This window comes from Polaribacter sp. Z014 (assembly GCF_023555435.1).
Lineage (GTDB): Bacteria > Bacteroidota > Bacteroidia > Flavobacteriales > Flavobacteriaceae > Polaribacter.
In genome coordinates, this window is record NZ_JALCZP010000002.1 from 167,459 (window position 1) to 185,392 (window position 17,934).

8 protein-coding genes are annotated in these 17,934 nt (G+C 30.6%); 5 read left to right on the forward strand and 3 right to left on the reverse strand.

Translation table 11 applies throughout. The features are described from left to right. The first annotated feature begins 166 nt into the window (after positions 1-166). The 5 genes from MPF19_RS04105 (at position 167) to MPF19_RS04125 (ending at position 9,904) form a co-directional block, all read left to right on the forward strand. Positions 167-1,687: a sulfatase family protein gene (locus MPF19_RS04105; RefSeq protein ID WP_249986901.1), complete on the forward strand. Its 1,521-nt coding sequence runs from the start codon at positions 167-169 to the stop codon at positions 1,685-1,687. Positions 1,688-1,851: 164 nt separating this feature from the next. Further along, positions 1,852-2,823: a hypothetical protein gene (locus MPF19_RS04110; RefSeq protein ID WP_249986902.1), complete on the forward strand. Its 972-nt coding sequence runs from the start codon at positions 1,852-1,854 to the stop codon at positions 2,821-2,823. 2 nt (positions 2,824-2,825) lie between these two features. Continuing rightward, positions 2,826-4,640: a beta-agarase gene (locus tag MPF19_RS04115; RefSeq protein ID WP_249986903.1), complete on the forward strand. Its 1,815-nt coding sequence runs from the start codon at positions 2,826-2,828 to the stop codon at positions 4,638-4,640. 393 nt (positions 4,641-5,033) lie between these two features. After that, positions 5,034-7,463: a glycoside hydrolase family 2 TIM barrel-domain containing protein gene (locus MPF19_RS04120; protein ID WP_249986904.1), complete on the forward strand. Its 2,430-nt coding sequence runs from the start codon at positions 5,034-5,036 to the stop codon at positions 7,461-7,463. A gap of 599 nt (positions 7,464-8,062) precedes the next feature. Continuing rightward, positions 8,063-9,904: a sulfatase-like hydrolase/transferase gene (locus MPF19_RS04125; RefSeq protein WP_249986905.1), complete on the forward strand. Its 1,842-nt coding sequence runs from the start codon at positions 8,063-8,065 to the stop codon at positions 9,902-9,904. 739 nt (positions 9,905-10,643) lie between these two features. On the opposite strand, the gene MPF19_RS04130 is transcribed toward MPF19_RS04125, so the two are convergent. From MPF19_RS04130 to MPF19_RS04140, 3 genes are all read right to left on the reverse strand, one after another. After that, complete coding sequence (locus MPF19_RS04130; RefSeq protein WP_249986906.1) at positions 10,644-12,182, reverse strand: RagB/SusD family nutrient uptake outer membrane protein; 1,539 nt, start codon at positions 12,180-12,182, stop codon at positions 10,644-10,646. Positions 12,183-12,202: 20 nt separating this feature from the next. Then, the gene (locus MPF19_RS04135; protein WP_249986907.1) at positions 12,203-15,265 is read right to left on the reverse strand and encodes a SusC/RagA family TonB-linked outer membrane protein; all 3,063 of its coding nucleotides are present in this window, start codon (positions 15,263-15,265) and stop codon (positions 12,203-12,205) included. Between the two features lie 1,305 nt (positions 15,266-16,570). Further along, positions 16,571-17,905: a family 43 glycosylhydrolase gene (locus tag MPF19_RS04140; RefSeq protein WP_249986908.1), complete on the reverse strand. Its 1,335-nt coding sequence runs from the start codon at positions 17,903-17,905 to the stop codon at positions 16,571-16,573. Positions 17,906-17,934 lie beyond the last annotated feature (29 nt).

The following is a 17,934-nucleotide window of genomic DNA, read 5'->3' on the forward strand; positions in this document are numbered from 1 at the left end:
AGCTATATTTAATCATTTGTAGCAGTTTAAAAAACATTTGAAGTAGTTGTCTCTTTAAATATTTACAAATTTTGCAACATAGATTAAGTTTAAACTTGAATTAATGTTATTTATAATGCTTGTTTAAATTTTTAAAACAAGCATTATTTATTTAAAAAAAAGAAACATGAAATTAAAAATGTATTTTTTATTGATTTTTTTAATTGTTGCAAGTTGTAATAAAGAAAAGAAAGTAGTGGTTAAGAAAGCAAAGCCAAATATTGTTTTTATTTTTACTGATGATCAGACATACTCATCAATTCATGCCTTAGGGAATTTAGAAATTAGTACACCTACTATGGATAAGATGGTAAAAGAAGGAACCACATTTACACATGCTTACAATATGGGGTCTTGGAGTGGTGCAGTTTGTGCAGCATCTCGGGCAATGTTAAATACAGGTCGTTTTGTTTGGAGAGCAAATAAGTTTAGACAAAATTGGGTTAAAAAAGATACTATAACTTATAAGAAATCTTGGGCTAAATTAATGGAATCTAAAGGTTATGATACTTATATGACTGGAAAGTGGCACGTTGATGCTCCTGCTTATAAATTATTCCAAAAGACAGTACATATTCGTCCAGGAATGCCTGGAGATGCTTGGGGTTACTTTAAAATGCTTGCTAAGTTTGATTCAATATCAAAAATTAAAGGAGCAAATTCTGCTGATATAATGCCTAATGGTTATAACAGACCTCAAAATAAAAATGATACTACTTGGTCTCCAACTGATACTTCTAAAGGAGGATTTTGGAAAGGAGGAAAACATTGGAGCGAAGTTTTAAAAGACGATGCTATTACCTTTATTGATGAAGCTAAAACAAAAGAAAATCCATTTTTCATGTATTTAGCATTCAATGCACCTCATGATCCAAGGCAAGCTCCTCAAGAATATCAAGATATGTATTCTTTAGAAAATATTTCGGTACCAAAAAGTTTTTTACCAGAATATCCTTTTAGACATGATATTGGGGACGGAGATGATTTAAGAGATGAAGCTTTAGCTCCATTTCCTAGAACTGAATATGCTATAAAAGTTCATACTAAAGAATATTATGCTAGTATTTCTCATGTTGATGCTCAAATTGGTAAAATAATTGAAGCATTAAAAAAGTCAGGAAAAATGGATAATACTTATATTTTTTATACAGCTGATCATGGTTTGGCAATGGGGCGTCATGGATTATTAGGAAAACAAAATTTATTTGATCACAGTATTCGTCCACCATTGGTAATTATTGGGCCAGATATTCCAAAAGATAAAAGATCAGATGCAGATGTATATTTACAAGATATTATGGCAACTGCCTTAGACCTTGCAGGTGTTGAAAAACCAGAATATGTAGAATTTAATAGCTTTTTAGATATCGCAAAAGGGCAATCAGAAAAAAGCAATTATAAAGCTATTTATGGAGCCTATTTAAATCTGCAACGAATGATTAGAAAAGATGGGTTTAAACTAATTGTTTATCCTGAAATTGAAAAAGTGTTGTTATTCGATTTAAAGAATGATCCAGAAGAAATGAATGATTTAGCAACCAATGCTAAATATAAAGATAAAGTAAAAAAAATGTTTAAAGATTTAATTAAACTTCAAACTGAAATGGATGATCCTATAAATTTATCGGGTATTTATACTAAATTATAAAGGTAAAACCACAAATTTAATTTGTGGTTTTTTTATAAAAAGATTTTTGCTTTAATATTCTTTATCAAAAAATAATGAGAATTTAAAAGAACTTGAGCACCATCTAATCTGTCTAAATTAATTGAAAAAATTAATGAGAATATATTTAATAAAAAAGTAATAAAATGAAAATTGAAAATTTAATTACAAAGATATTTATATTGATTTACATTCTTTTAATAACCGTTAGTGTAAATGCACAGGATGTAGAAAAAGTGATGTTTGTAAAGTCCATACCTGTTAAAATTCAAAGTAAAAAAGTGTACTCATTTATGGTAGGTTATATTGCCAATAAAGATAGAGATATCAACTTTGAATTAACTAATAAAGAGTTCAGTTATTTTGTAAATAAGAAAATAAATGTAAAAAAGGGGCAAGGTGTTATCTCTGTAAAGTTCTCTCCGATAAATCATCCTAAAGCAGGCGTAGGTTACAGACTATTACTTTCTTTAAGAGAAAAAAATGGTGATTGGAAAACTACAAAAGCTGCAAGTGTAATTAATAATATAGAGTTTGTTACTAAAGTTGTACGTGTATCAGATAATGTTTCTTTTTCTCCTTTAACACCATATAGTTTAGATAATTCAGATACATTTAATTTTGATATTGATTATAGCATTGGCACAGAAAATTTAATTCAAGTTTCTATCTGGAATGGTAATAATTGGCAAGCTTCTTCTAAAAAGGTGGCTATCCAACCGGGTAGTGGAAGTCAAAAAGTTGAAATTAAAACTACCTCTCTTATGGAAGAAGGTATTGATTATAGATTTATGTTGACTTTTGGAACTAGAGATGAATTTAATTCTAAAAAAACTAAAAGCAAAGAGATAAGTGGAATTCACATAAAAAAGCCAGCAAAAAAACTTACGATAAAAGAAATCAACGCTAAAAGTATTCAGTTAGTAGTAAATAAAGAGTCTGAAAATTTAACTTTAACAGGGAAAATAGCATATAAGTTTATAAAAATAATTGATAGGAATGGACAAGTTTTGTTAGAAGCTTTAAATACTAATTCTATCAAAATATCAAGTTTAACAAAAGGAGCTTATTTTGCAATAACAAGCGAAAATAATTACTATAAATTCGTGAAATTTTAAAGATGAAAAAACAATTAATATTAGTACTAAGTTTTTTAACCTCCATTATTTGTTTTGCTCAAAATAAGGTGACTATAGATTTTACTACTCAAAAATATATTGGGGATAATAGTGAGTTGAGTAGAGAAAAATATTTTTCTATGCACAGTTCTTATACAGATGGTGATTTAGCTGAGGATAGTGACTATCTTTTTAATCAACTAGGAATTGAATTTGGAAGAACTTTTGGAGGTCCAAAACCATTTAGAAAAGATAAAACTGTAGAGCCAAAAATATCGGACGTAAAAGCGCAAGCTAAAAATAGTGTTTCAAGATATAAAAAAGCTCCCTTGTTTAAAGAGTTTAGTACACACGACCTTATAATTACAGATCATCCTAAAGAAGCCTTTCAGTTAGATAAAGATTATGAAAAGGTTGCGGCTTATAATGCTATGTTTTTTAAAAAAGCATACCCTATGATGCCTAATTATTATGAAATCATGAATGAACCTTTTGTTCACTCTAAAGATTATGTGAAATCTTGGGACGAAACAGAAGCTGTGATAGTTGAAATGTCTAAATTTCACAAAGTAGTAGCAGACAAAATTCATGCTGAAATACCTAATATAAAAGTAGGTGGTTATAGTGCAGCTTGGCCTGAAATGGAATTAAAAGATTTTTGGCATTGGAATACGCGAATGAAAGTTTTTATGGATATGGCAGGTGAAAGTATGGATTTTTTTGCTACACATTTATATGATGGAAGAAATGTTGAAGGAGATTTTAGTTATAGATCAGGAAGTAATTCTGAAGCAATTTTACAATTAATTGAAGCATATAGCTATATAAAATGGGGGGTTGTAAAGCCACATTTAATTTCTGAATACGGGTATACAGCAAAAGGATTGCAAGGGAAACCGTACTCTCCCAAATTAAATGGTATCTGTTTAATATCTTATAATAATATTATGATGGGGTTAATGGACAAGCCTGACAGAGTTTTAAAAGCTGTACCTTTTATAACAGGAAAAGGAAGTTGGTTTTATAAAGATGCTAGAAACCCAGAGCAACACCCATATCCTTGGGTAATTTCAAGAAAATTGGCAAATGGAAATTATAAGTACACGCATTTAATTAAATTTTATCAATTGTGGAAAGATGTTGAAGGAAAACGTATTGATATTGCTTCTAATAATCCTGATATTCAGGTAAATGCATTTGCTAAAAAAGGAAAAGTGTTTATAGCAATCAATAGTTTAGCAGATGAAATTCAAAAAATAAATTTAGATTTTTTAAACAAGAGTAAAAATTTTATAAAAAACACCACTTTAAGAAGATTATATGTAAACGAGGAGGGAGTTCCAAAGTTGTTGTTTTTTACAAATTATACCCAACTTAATAATTTAGAATTAAAGGTTGGTGAAACTGTAATTATTGAATGTGATGTAGTAGATTATGAGTTTTCAAATACAATTACAGAAAACAACTATTATTCAACAACATATTTACAAAAAATAGTTGCAAACCAATCCCTTCATTTTACTATTCAGCATGTAATTGCAGGTAAAAAAGGTAGAGCTGCACTACATATGGGAATTGCAAGAGATCATATTTTAAGTAAGCAACCTAAGGTTTTAATTAATGGAAAGATTGTAGAAGTTCCAACTAATTGGGCGGGATATGATCAAAAACCTAGAAAACAATTCTTTGGAGTAATCGCAATTCCTGTTGATATTAAAATTTTAAAGGAAGGGGCTAATGACGTTGAAATCACTTTTCCAGATGTAGGAGGGAGAGTTAGTTCTGTACTTTTAAATGTTGAAAAATTAAATAAATAATTCACTAAAAAATAATTAAGTAAAATTATATATAATACTTTTTTCCATGTTAAAAACTTAGTAAGTTCTTCCGAGTTTATTATTATTGAAAAGTGTTAAGTATTAGAAAATAAACATACTAAACGATTATCTGTACTTATTGTTTAGTTTGTTTTGAAATTAATTAACTGTAAGTCAGTTAAGTAGGTTTTGTGAGTTAGGGTTTGTTTCATAGTTTTAAATTTTTAAGAATTAGATTATAAATTAATCATATGTGGTAGTATTCTGTTTGTTTTTACAAACAGAATTAGATAGGTATGAATACTTTTGTTTTTTATAATCATTGTATTTAAACTTTACTTAATGAAATTTTTAAACATAAATAATGTAATCTCCTTGTTATTCTTTCTTTTGATGACATCGTGTTCAAAAAAAGTAACAAATTCAATCCCAGACTTAAATTTTAATAAAGATTGGTTATTTAAAAAAGAAGCGCCAGATACAGCAAATAGAATCGATTTTAATGATGCTGATTGGAGGTCATTAAACTTGCCACATGATTGGGCTATTGAAGGACCTTTTAGTAATAAATACAATGCAAGAACAGGTGGTTTACCTGTGCACGGAATTGCTTGGTATAGAAAATATTTTACGGTAGATTCTAAATTTAGCCACAAACAAATTTCAATAGAATTTGATGGTGCTATGAATAATGCAAAAGTTTGGTTAAATGGAGAATATGTAGGGGAAAGGCCTTATGGTTATATCGGTTTTGAATTAGATTTAAGTAATCATATTAAATTTGGAGAAGAAAACGTTATTGCTGTACAATTAGCTCCAGAAGATTTAGCCGCACGTTGGTATTCAGGAGCCGGAATTTATAGAAACGTTCGTTTAAAAATGAATGAGTCTATTTATATTCCTCAATATGGAACCTATATAACTACTCCGAATGTTAACAAGAATAACGCTCAAGTAAATATTGAAACAAAAATTAAAACAATAGAAAATTTAGCTTCAAAAGTAAAATTGAGAACAACTATTTTAAATGCAGAAGGAAATGTAGTAGCTAATAATATTTCAGAAGTATCAATCAATGGAACTTCAGAAGAAAAAACATCCATTGTTTTAAATATAGAAAATCCAAATTTATGGGATATTAACTATCCCGTTTTATATACAGCGATAAGTAAAGTTGAGGTAAATAATGAAATTGTAGATGAATACGAAACAAAATTTGGAATTAGAACTATTAAATTTGATAAAGACAAAGGATTTTTATTAAACGGAAATGCCGTAGAATTAAACGGTGTTTGTATGCATAATGATCAAGGTTCATTGGGTACAGCTATTAACTTTAGAGCAAAACAACGTCAAATGGAAATCATGAAAAGTATGGGCGTTAATGCTTTACGTACAAGTCATAATCCTCCTTCACCAGAAATTTTAAAAGCTTGTGATGAACTAGGAATTGTTGTAATTGTTGAAGCTTTTGATGAATGGAAAATAGGGAAAGTTAAAAATGGTTACAACAAATTTTTTGATGATTGGCATGAAAGAGATCTACGAGATATGATTAAACGTGATCGTAATCATCCATCTGTAATTATGTGGAGCATTGGAAATGAAATTTTGGAACAGGGAAAAAAAGATGGTTGGAAAGTAGCAAAGATGTTAAATGATATTTGCCATGATGAGGATAATACACGTCCTACTACTGTTGGTTTTAATTATTATCCACAACCTTTTGATAATAAGTTGGCGCAATATGTAGATATCGTTGGCATGAATTATTGGCCAGAAAATTATAATGAAATATTAGAAGCAAATCCAAATATGATTGTATATGGATCTGAAACATCTTCTTTAACAAGTAGCAGAGGTGTTTATAACTTACCAATTGAATTTACTGAAAAGCATGATACAAATCATGTATCTAGTTATGATGTTATTGTTGGTCCACCATGGGCTTATCCACCAGATGTAGAGTTTGATGCACAAGCAAAAGCACCAAAATCTTTAGGTGAATTTATGTGGACTGGTTTTGATTATATTGGAGAACCAACTCCTTATGGAGGAAGAGATAATTCAACAGATGGTTATTGGAATGATGATTGGCCATCTCGTTCTTCCTATTTTGCACCGGTTGATTTGTGCGGTTTCCCAAAAGATAGGTATTATTTATATCAAAGTCAATGGACTAGTGAACCGATGGTACACGTCTTACCTCATTGGAATTGGGAAGGAAAAGAAGGCAAAATTATCCCTGTGTATTCTTATACAAATTGTGAAGAAGTTGAATTGTTTGTAAATGGAAAGTCTTTTGGTAAAAAAGTTAAGGGGAAAGATATAACCGAAATTCCCGCAGAATATCACGGCTTTAAAAAGGGATTGTATAAATCTAAATACCGTTTGTCTTGGAATGTGCCTTATCAACCAGGTAGTTTAAAAGTGGTAGGGTATATTAAAGGTAAAAAAGTTGTATCCAAAGAAATTAAAACAGCAGGAAAACCAGCAAATATTAGTTTAAGTGTTGATAGAACTGAAATTAATGCTGACGGAAACGATTTGTCATTTGTTACTGTTAAAATTGAAGATAAGGATGGAAATATATGTCCGATGGCGGATAACCTAGTAAATTTTAATATTGAAGGAGAAGGTGTTTTAGCAGCTGTGGGTAACGGAGATCAAACATCATTGGCTTCTTTTCAAGTACCAAATAGAAAAGCATTTAGTGGTATGTGTTTATTAGTTGTAAAATCTACAGAAACAAAAGGAACTATAAATATTACAGCAACTTCCAAAGGATTACAATCCGTAAAATGTGCAATTAAAACAAATTAGAAAAAGGTGAAAATAAAATCAATAATTTTAGTACTATTTATCGGAATATCTTTTAAAATAAATACTTAAGAAGGTGCTAATATTGTTTTTATCCTAACGAGCAAAAATTAAAGGGAGGTATTAAATTTTTAAATATAAAACTAGTAAATAAACCTTTTATACTTTCCTAAAGTTTTAATTTACAACATGGAGCAAGCACAGGTACTATGAAAGTTAAACCATCAGATATAAAATTTACAAAGTATTATTTAGCGATTTAGTAACACCAAACTCCTGGCAGATTTAGTACGTGCAGAATATCGATAACATGAGGATGATTATGTAGATACCTCTAGACGATTGATTAAGAAAAAAGAGAGAGAAATAAAAATCATTAGTTATATTCATGATATTTTTCCTACCATTTGTAATTTAGCAGGTATAGAGAATCCAACTTCCGTAAATGGATAAAGCTTGGTGCCTATAATAAACAATAGTTGTAGAAATGAGAAAAGAAATGAAAGCTAAAACTATTGAATTGGGTGATAAAAAAGATAATATCTATGGGGCTAAACATGATTCTTAGAGTTCCTTTTAAAATATTATAACAATACATTAAAATGAAAAATACACTTTTACTTACGCTAATATTACTAGGGCAATTTTATATGAAAGCTCAAGAAAAACCTAATATTCTATGGATTATGACTGATGACCATAGAGCAGACGCTGTAGAAAGTTTTAACAAAGCAACCATTGGCAGCAAGGAAAGTAAACTGGGTTATGTAAGTTCTCCAAATATAGATCAGCTAGCAAAAGAAGGTACTTTGTTTGTAAATGCTTATTGTAATTCTCCTGCATGTGCACCATCTAGAGCTTCCATGATGACCGGTTTGTATCCACACCATGATGGAATTACAGGGTTTGAATTAGGGCATAATCAAACTTCAATCACAAAAAAGTTAATTCCAGAAGTCTTAAAAGAATACGGTTATGGAACTTCTATTTATGGAAAGTTTGGCTATCGTATACTATCTTGGGATGAAAAGAAGCAAAAGGCATCTTTTAAAAGTCCAGGGTATTATGACCACGAGTTAAATGGTAAAAATGATTTGCAAATTTTAGGATTTACAGATTATAGCAAATGGGATAAAATTAAAGAAAAAGGAAAGCCAGATGTAGGAACAGAAGATTTTATCTTTAGTGATGGAACTAAATTAAGAGTGATTCCAGAAGCTAAAAGTAAAAAAGATGTCAATGAATTAGCAAGAGTTGATAAAAAGTTATCTATTTTAAGAGCATATACGAGACAACAAAGTAAAATGATTATTGGTGGTGAAAGCCCTAAACCCGCTTTTGAAACTTTTGATGGTTTTATTTTGAAGGAATTTGATAATTATTTAAACAGTCCTAATAAGGGTTTTAAAACGTACTCTGGAAGAACTGTTATTGGCCCAAAAACAAGTGAACCACAGTTTATGAGTTTGAATTTCCATTTACCTCACACACCTGTTTTACCACCAAAAGAATTTAGAGATCAATTTAAAAATAAGAAATATAAAATTCCTGCTTTTGATAAAAATACAGAATTAAGTAAGTTGCCTTTACAGTTGAAAAAGTTATATAAAACAATGAAAATTGATGGTTTATCAGAGGCAGAAAAACAACAAGCAGTTCAAGATTATTATGCTTTTTGTGCTTATGCTGATGCCTTAATAGGAAAAGCTATTAAAGACTTTAAAAAATATAGTAAAGAAAATAATCAAGAATATGTAATTATTTTAACAATTGGAGATCATGGTTGGCAATTGGGAGAGCAAGGTATTGAAGCTAAATTTGCTCCTTACGATGTTTCTAATAGAGGGGCAATTGTTGTTGCTTCTTCAATTAAAAATAAATTTCCGGTAAATAAAGTAAGTAAAGAGTATGTAGAGTATGTTGATATCTATACAACTATTTTATCAGCAGCAAATATTGATATTAATGCATCTAGATTTAAATATTTAGATGGGTTTGATATGGAAGATATTGCTAAGGGAACAGGTATTAAAAGAGAATATGTTTTAGGAGAAATGAATCACGTTTATGGTCCTAGAGCGTATATTAGAAATAAAGAGTTTGCATTTTCAATGCGAATAAAAGAAAAAAACTCTAAACCGGGTAAACAAGTTCCTCCTGGAACAGGACTGGATTGGGCCAGAAATGAATCACTAGAAAATGTAGAGGTTGCTTTGTTTGATTTAAGAAATGATGCGGATGAAAGAAATAATGTGGCTCTAAAAAAAGAGTATAGAAAACTTTCAGAATGGTTTAGAAAAAAATTGACAGATATTGTTTTGGGAGATGGTAGAGTGGAAATTGATTGGAGCAAAAAGGATGATTATAAAATTAGCAATTTTGCGGTTGGATCAGATGATAAAAAATTAGATATTCCTAAAAATATTATTCCAGCGGTAAACTAGATAATTTAATAAAATACGAACAAAAATAGAATTATAACTGGATGTTTACGTACATAGTAAGATTCTGTAATTTGGAAAACCGATATGCAATACCATATGATATTGAATGATTGGTTAGGAAGAATAGTTTGTTATCAACGCTCAAAAAATGGAATTCGGAATTAGATGCAGGATATTTGGCTGGAATTTGCTTTTATTGTTTTAGTATAACGAACTAAGAAAGACATTCGCATCAATTCTTCGTACATCTAGCATTTATCTATATAATAATCATGCTATTTTAATGTAAGACCTTTATATTTAGTGTAAATAGTAATAGTTTTATCCATTAAGTTTTCTGCTTTAAGGTAATAGAATAATTACTTTATATTATCATCAACACCTTTAACACATCGTAAATATCGTTTTAAATATTCCTGATATGCAAGACCTGGAATGTTCTGATTTTAATTGTTAGTTTTAAGTCGTATTTATATTTTAAAACTCCATTAATTTTCTTTATAGTTTGATTTTCAAACTCCTTGAGTATTTTTTGATTTATAAGTTGTTTTGGAATATAAAATGCAATATCCAAAAGTAAAGTTTCGATAGGTTGATTAAAGCTTTAATTTATTTTCTGCGGTCTATTTTCATTCAATCAATTTCCCCTTAAAAGGGATATAAGGAACCTTTATAGCCTTAAAAAAAGCACTTGTAAAAATATTTTACAAGTGCTTTTTTTATTGTTAAGGAAAATTAATTACTGATAATCTGGGTTTTGAACTAATTCTGGATTTTTATCTAAAGCATCTTGTGGTAATGGCCATTTATAATGTTTAGTAAGAAATACACGTTGAGAAACAGGATCTCCTGTAAAGTTATTTAGAACAGATTCTGCTATTTCCCAGCGTTTCAGATCAAAATAACGAACGTTTTCCAATGTAAATTCTACTCTACGTTCATTACGTACTTTTGCTCGTAAAGTAGTCACATCCATAGATGTTACTGCAGGATAATTTACTACATCAGTATAATCTACGCCATAAGCTCTTGCTCTTACCTTATTAATTGCATCTAAAACAGTCTGATCTATTTGGTTAGCCTCAATTTTAGCCTCAGCATACATTAGCAAAACATCGGCATATCTAAGGTGAATAAAGTCTGTGCCATCATTAAGTGGTTGCGTTAATGTACTGACAACACTAGGACTCATACCTTTAATGAAAGAATAACCTGTTACTGATTTTATTTCTGCTAAAGGATTCCAATTACCTTCATATACGGTTGCACTTAAACGTGGATCTCTATTTTCCATTGGATGCGCAGCATCATATAACGCTGATGATGTAATAGGAAGTCCATCAGTACATTCGTAAGAATTCACAAGATCTATCGTTGGATACATATTACCCCAAAAACCTATTATGATCTGAGATGACCACAATGCACTTTCTCCCGGAGTTCCTTCCATTTTTATTGAAAATATAATTTCGGGATTATTATTTTGTCCTTCGTCTAAAAACAAATCGTCATATTTAGGTGATAACATATAATTACCACCATCTATTACGGCTTTTGCTGCAATAGCTGCATTGTCATAATCTTTTGTATAAAGCAACACCTTAGCTTTTAAAGCAAGAGCTGCTTCTTTTTTAACATGTCCGTCATATCCTTCCGATGGAAGATAATCTATTGCAGTATCCAAATCTTTTAAAATTTGAGCAAAAACCTCACTTTGAGTGCTTTTAGCTGTATACTGATTCTCTACTGTACTGGCATCTAAACGTAGTGGAACATCTCCATATGTAGCTGCTAAGTAATAGTAAAAATAAGAACGTATAAAGAGTACCTCACCTTTCCATTGATTTAATAAACTTTCACTAACGGATACATTATCAATCTTATCCAAAAATTCATTACAACCATTTATTCCAACATAACTAACTGCATATAATCCTTTTATAGCACGTCGATCTTGTCCATTCGGATTGCAAACTCCCGTTAATATATCACGATACCCATTATCACGAGATCCATATGCATTGTCTGTTAATTCTTCCCAACCTTGTTGTATGCTTGGCCCTTTGTTCCATTTACTAAGTGTTAAAGTAGAATAAAAATTTGTTTGTAAATTACTGTATACTCCTGTAAGAGCCATTTGTGCATCACTTTCATTATCCCAAAAGGTTTCACTTGATATGGCATCTCCGGGTTGTTTATCTAAAAATTCTTCACTGCAGCCTGTTAATGCTATAAAAAAAGTAAAGAGTAGGACTGTATAAATATATTTTGTTTTCATTTTTTTTAAATTTAAATGGATTATAAAGTAACTTTAATACCTAAAGTATACGACTTAGCTATTGGATATGTAAAGGATTCAATAGTTTCAGGATCTACATTAAATAGGTTTTCACCAGACAATGTTAGTAAATTATCACCTGAGAAATAAATCATCGCATTTTTAAGTTTCAGTTTATCCGTAAAATTACTTGGAATTGTGTAAGTAACAGTAATATTTTTCATTCTAAAATACGAAGTATTCATCAGCCAGAATGAATTAACATATTTTTTAGCACCGTAATCACTAAGTGGTTCATTATAAACTGCAGGTAATTTAGCATTGGTATTATCAGGAGTCCAAGAATCGGTTAACCAAACTTTAGATGTGTTTCCATCTTGAGTAAAAGGCTCAACTCCGTAATCTTGACGATAAGACATTTGACCTGTAACACCTTGCCAAAATGTACTTACCTCAAAGTTTTTGTATTTAGCTGAAATATTAGCACCATACATTAAGTCTGGGTGTTGCCCATCAATATGAATTTTATCTTTTTGATCGATTATATCATCATCATTTTGATCTTTTAAGCGAATTCCTCCTAAATAAGGAGTTAGAGGTTGCGTAGGCGCATTGTCTATATCATCCTGAGTATTAAATAAACCATCAGCTTCCCACATATAGAAATCATTTAAAGCATAACCTTCTTCATTGATTGTATTAGTACCAATTTCACTTGCACCATACTTTACCAATTTGTTTTTATACCATGAGAAGTTGGTACTTACTTTATAGCTAAAATCGCCAATATTTTTACGTGTTCCAATTGCAATATCCCAACCTGTATTTTTCATTTCACCTTGGTTTACTTGTGGTCCACCTGCTCCAGACTCAATAGAAACTTGCAATTGACGTAAAATATCTGAAGTTACTTTTTGGTAATAATCTACAGTAGCGAAAATTAATCCATTTTTTGAAGTAAAATCAAGTCCCAAATCAGTAATAGTAGTAGTTTCCCAATTAATATCAGCATTCGTGAAATTTTCTAAAACTACACCAGGTGATATAGCAGCTCCAAATGGATACGCATGAGAACCAGAAGTATGTGTTGTTACAAAATTACCAGCATTATAGTCTCCAAATGAATAACGTGATTGGTATGGATAATCATTGCTTCCATCATTCCCTAGTTTACCCCAAGAAGCACGTAATTTTAATTGACTAACAAAATCTACATCCTCTAAAAAAGGTTCTTGATCTAATCTCCACCCTGCTGAAAAAGAAGGGAAAACTCCAACACGATTACCTTCAGCAAACCTACTACTCTTATCAGAACGTACATTTGCTTCAAAAAGGTATTTGTCGTCGAAAGAATAATTTAAACGAGCAAAACCACTTCGTACGCTACTTTCTGTTGTTGATCCATCTGTAAGTTGGTTTGCCGTTCCGGCCCCATCCAATTCTGTAAGTGATTGACTAGAAATTCCAAATCTTGTAGAATTGGTCCATTCTTTATTTCTTGCTTCTTGGCTATAACCAACCATGAGTTTTAAATTATGATCTTCAATATTTTTGTCATAAGTCAAGGTTGAATAAAAAGTAGTAACCTTAGAGAACAAATTACCAACTTCAATTTTTGAAGCATCACGTGTTGTACGGTTATACTCTCCAGTACGGAAATTATATTCGTCTAGCATTAAAACTTGGTTTTTTGATCGTGTATAATCAAATTTATAAGCACCTTTTGCATCAAAAGTAAGATTATCTAATAGTTGAATACTAGTAAACATATTTCCATTGAAGTTGTATTTTTCGCTACTTGTTCCGTTTTGACCATACAATCTTAATAATGGATTTTCGCGAGTAAATCCTTCATCAAATATAAATCCACTTGGATCATTTGTAGATCCAGAGAATGCTTTTGCAGCAAAGTGACCAGTTCCATCAGCTGTATATGGTCCCCAAGTAGGGCGCACTCGAAAGGCATTAAGCAACACACTTCCCCAGTCATCATTAGGTCCTTTTCTATCTGAAGTTAAGCCAGAAAAAGTTCCTCCAACAGTAATTTTATCAGTAATTTGTGTTTTAAAATTAAAGAAGAAATTATATTTATTATAATCTGTATTTCTAATCAAACCATCTTGGTTCCAACTGCTTAGTGATAGATTGTATGAAGTTTTACCAGATGTTCCGTTTAACCCAATAGTATTTTTCTTTACAATTCCAGTTCTCATAACCAAATCTGTCCAATTGGTATTTGGAAACAACGGATCGTTTTTTGCATTGCGATACGCATCTATTATATTTTGAGGGTAACCACCTGTAGCAGATCCTTTTGAATTTAGTACCGATTGATTATATAACGTCATAAAATCGGCTGAATTGGTAATCATATCTGGAAGCATTGTAGGATCACTTATTTGGTAACTACCGTCATAAGTAACTACCATAGCTTCTTTACCTCCAGTTTTTGTTTGTACTAAAATAACTCCGTTGGCAGCTTTTAATCCATAAATAGCAGCTGATGAAGCATCTTTTAAAACATTTACAGATTTAATGACGCTTGGGTCTAAATCACCAATATTTCCTTCAACACCATCTATTAAAACAAGTGGAGAGTTATTGCTACCAAATGAGTTAAGACCACGAATTGTCATACTAAGTCCTTCAGCCCCTGGAATACCATTTGATTGTGAAATAGTTAAACCTGGCACTTGCCCTTGCAAAGCTTGTTGTGCATTTTGCACAGGGCGGTTTTCAATGTTTTCACTAGTAACACTCGAAACAGCCCCTGTTAAGTTTTCCTTTTTCTGTGCCCCATAACCTATTATAACAATTTCATCTAATTTAGCGGCATCTTCTTGCAAAGAAATAGTAATACTTGATTGGTTGCCTACAGTTACTTCTGTCGTTTGGAAACCAATATAACTAAATACCAATACATCAGTTGAATTAGCATTTATTTGAAATTTACCATCAAAATCGGTAGTAACACCTTTTGATGTTCCTTTAATAATTATGCTTACACCAGGTAAAGGCTCCCCGTTAGTAGTAACAATTCCTTTTACAGGATTTGTTTGAGCCTGAATTACACAAAAACTCATTAAAAAGATGAGTGTAACATAGCAAGTTTTCAATTTAAAGTGATAAAATAATGTTAGTTGCATATCGTTTTGTTTTAGTTAATAATATTCAAATTTTAATTTATTTTAAGACTTACTGGTAAACAAATGGTTTTTTAATTAGGACATATGTTTAAAATCTTAAAATTATGTTAATAAATCTATTTTCAATAGATTATAAAGTTTAAGAATCAGTAAATAGAAGTATTTAAAACAAAAGCAGTAGAACTCAGTAATTGATTAATAGAGTACAAATGAAATTAGAAATCCTTAAATGTATAGAAATTAGGTAAAACAAAAGAAGGTTACATTCTTCATTAAATTATAAAATACTTAAAGAAGTAGAAGTAGAATTAGAAATTAATTATTTAAGAGATGTAGCATAAGTCTTAGGAAATTTGTTCGCTTTTTGTTGTAAGTCTAAGATTATGAGCTCTAATTCTTTTAGCATGTCTAAATGAAAGGATAGAGTAGTTTCTGCATTGGTAACTCCGTTTAACTTTTTAGATGGATTATGAGGGTTATTTACTGCTAGTGAACAATATATTATATAAAGAAAGGTTGGGGGAATTGCTTTTCTTTTCAATAAAATTAACTACTTTATTAGTTTATAAAGACCCCGTATTGTGAGGATTCCAATTGCTATCCCCTAAATCTTTTTTTATATAATTGAATACTAATTTTAGACATATTCTCTTTGGTGATAAGTATAATTTCTGAATTTTCTTTTAAAGGAGTCATGATACCGTTTTCTTAAGTAGTATAAGGTTCAGCTAGCATTTCTGTAGGATACATAAAATTGTAGGCAAGCCCATATTGTACAGGCTCTTTATCTATCACTTTACTAATATCAACATAAAGTTAATTGATTACATTTTATGGGAGGAAGTTTGATACCTCCCCAAAAAAACTCACTAAGGAGCATAACTTCTATAACAATGATTTTTAGTCATAATCGCATAGTGAGTGGGAGCACACAAGGCTGGGGGAACATGTGTATTTGTGAAAATCATTTCTTCTTTTCGTTAATCCCAAATAAACATCAAAATGATTGATTAAATCTGCTTCTTTTCCCTTAGTGTTTTAATATAGAATAGAACCATAACGAGGGATATGATTCCATTTTCTATTTCATATTAAGAAAAAATAATTCAAATTTATTATCAATAATTCTAACATTCATTTGGTGTAATTTTTCTAAATAGGGGGACGATAATAATTTTATTAGTTTTTTTGTGTAAGCCAATGTTCTTAAGAAAGTAACACATCTTAATTAGAATCTCAAATTTATTTCAGTTTTAACCAGTTTAAATTTACAACCTTTTCTGCGCCCCAATCAGAGATAAATACCACCACAATATTTTGTTTTCCGGTTACTTTTTCTAGCAGAGATGTTTCAATAGTTTGCCAAGTATTCCAACCTCCCGTATATTTTACAGGAAAATCAGCGATTAGTTTTCCTTTTGCTTTTCCTAAATGTATTTCAAAATGACCAATGCGTTGACCACATGAAATTCTAGCCTCCATTTTTGTAGCAGAACCATCTCCAAAATTTACATTATTGAACTTAACATCACTCATCATTTTTGTATCACAAACCATCCAACCAAGAGGCTCGTTTCCTCCAACGAAAGCAGTATTTGCATTGTTTATTTCATTATATCTATCTACCTGAATTTTTTCACCAATGGTTGGATATCCAATTCCTCTTAGAGTAGGCTTTACTTTTTTAATAGTTCCATCTTTTTTAAATTCTATATAATCTGCGCTCATAGAACGTAACTTATTGTAACCACTTACTTGCCAATAATGATAAAATAAAATCCATTTTCCATCGTAATTTACGACAGAATGGTGGTTGGTTCCATTATTAATATTATCCATAATTTTTCCTTGATAGACAAAAGGGCCTAATGGATTATCACCGGTTGCATACCCAATTGTATAGCCTTCATTAGGAAAAACATGAGCGAATGTAAAATAGTAAACGCCTTCTTTCTTAAAGCAAAAAGAACCTTCTTTATAACCAGCAGGTAGTCCTTCAATTTTAATTGGTTTCTGTGTAATTTCATTCATATTTTCTTTTAAAGGAGCAACAAATAATTCTTGGCCACCTCCAAAATATAAATAAGCTTTGTTATCATCATCTAATAATAAGCCAGGATCAATGCCGCTAACACCTTTTATATAGTTTTTATCCCATTTAAATGGACCTACAGGACTTTTAGAAGTTCCTACACCTATTCTTCTAAATGTAGATTCATCTTCTGGTTTAGCAGGGTAGTAGTAGTAATATGTATCTCCTTTTTTAATACAATCGGGAGCCCACATACCAAATGAGTTTTTCTTTCCCCAGGGCACTTCATTTTGATCTAATACAACGCCATGATCTTTCCATGTGTTTCCGTTTTCTAAAGAAAATATATGATAATCTGGCATACAAAACTTCGGAGCCTTAACTTCTTCTGGAGGAACAATATCATGTGATGGATAAACATATAACTTGCCATCGAAGACTCTAGCTGTAGGGTCTGCAGTAAATAGATCTGTTACTAATGGGTTTTGAGCAAAATTAGCTTGAATTATGCCTAAAAACACAAGAAGTATTTTATAATTTTTCATTAATTATTGTTATTTTATTTAATATTAAA

What these genes read in the sequence shown, in the direction of transcription:
- MPF19_RS04105 (WP_249986901.1), top strand. Translation starts at nt 167, where the DNA reads ATGAAATTAAAAATGTATTTTTTATTGATTTTTTTAATTGTTGCAAGT.
- MPF19_RS04110 (WP_249986902.1), top strand. Translation starts at nt 1,852, where the DNA reads ATGAAAATTGAAAATTTAATTACAAAGATATTTATATTGATTTACATT.
- MPF19_RS04115 (WP_249986903.1), top strand. Translation starts at nt 2,826, where the DNA reads ATGAAAAAACAATTAATATTAGTACTAAGTTTTTTAACCTCCATTATT.
- MPF19_RS04120 (WP_249986904.1), top strand. Translation starts at nt 5,034, where the DNA reads ATGACATCGTGTTCAAAAAAAGTAACAAATTCAATCCCAGACTTAAAT.
- MPF19_RS04125 (WP_249986905.1), top strand. Translation starts at nt 8,063, where the DNA reads ATGAAAAATACACTTTTACTTACGCTAATATTACTAGGGCAATTTTAT.
- MPF19_RS04130 (WP_249986906.1), bottom strand. Translation starts at nt 12,182, where the DNA reads ATGAAAACAAAATATATTTATACAGTCCTACTCTTTACTTTTTTTATA.
- MPF19_RS04135 (WP_249986907.1), bottom strand. Translation starts at nt 15,265, where the DNA reads ATGAGTTTTTGTGTAATTCAGGCTCAAACAAATCCTGTAAAAGGAATT.
- MPF19_RS04140 (WP_249986908.1), bottom strand. Translation starts at nt 17,905, where the DNA reads ATGAAAAATTATAAAATACTTCTTGTGTTTTTAGGCATAATTCAAGCT.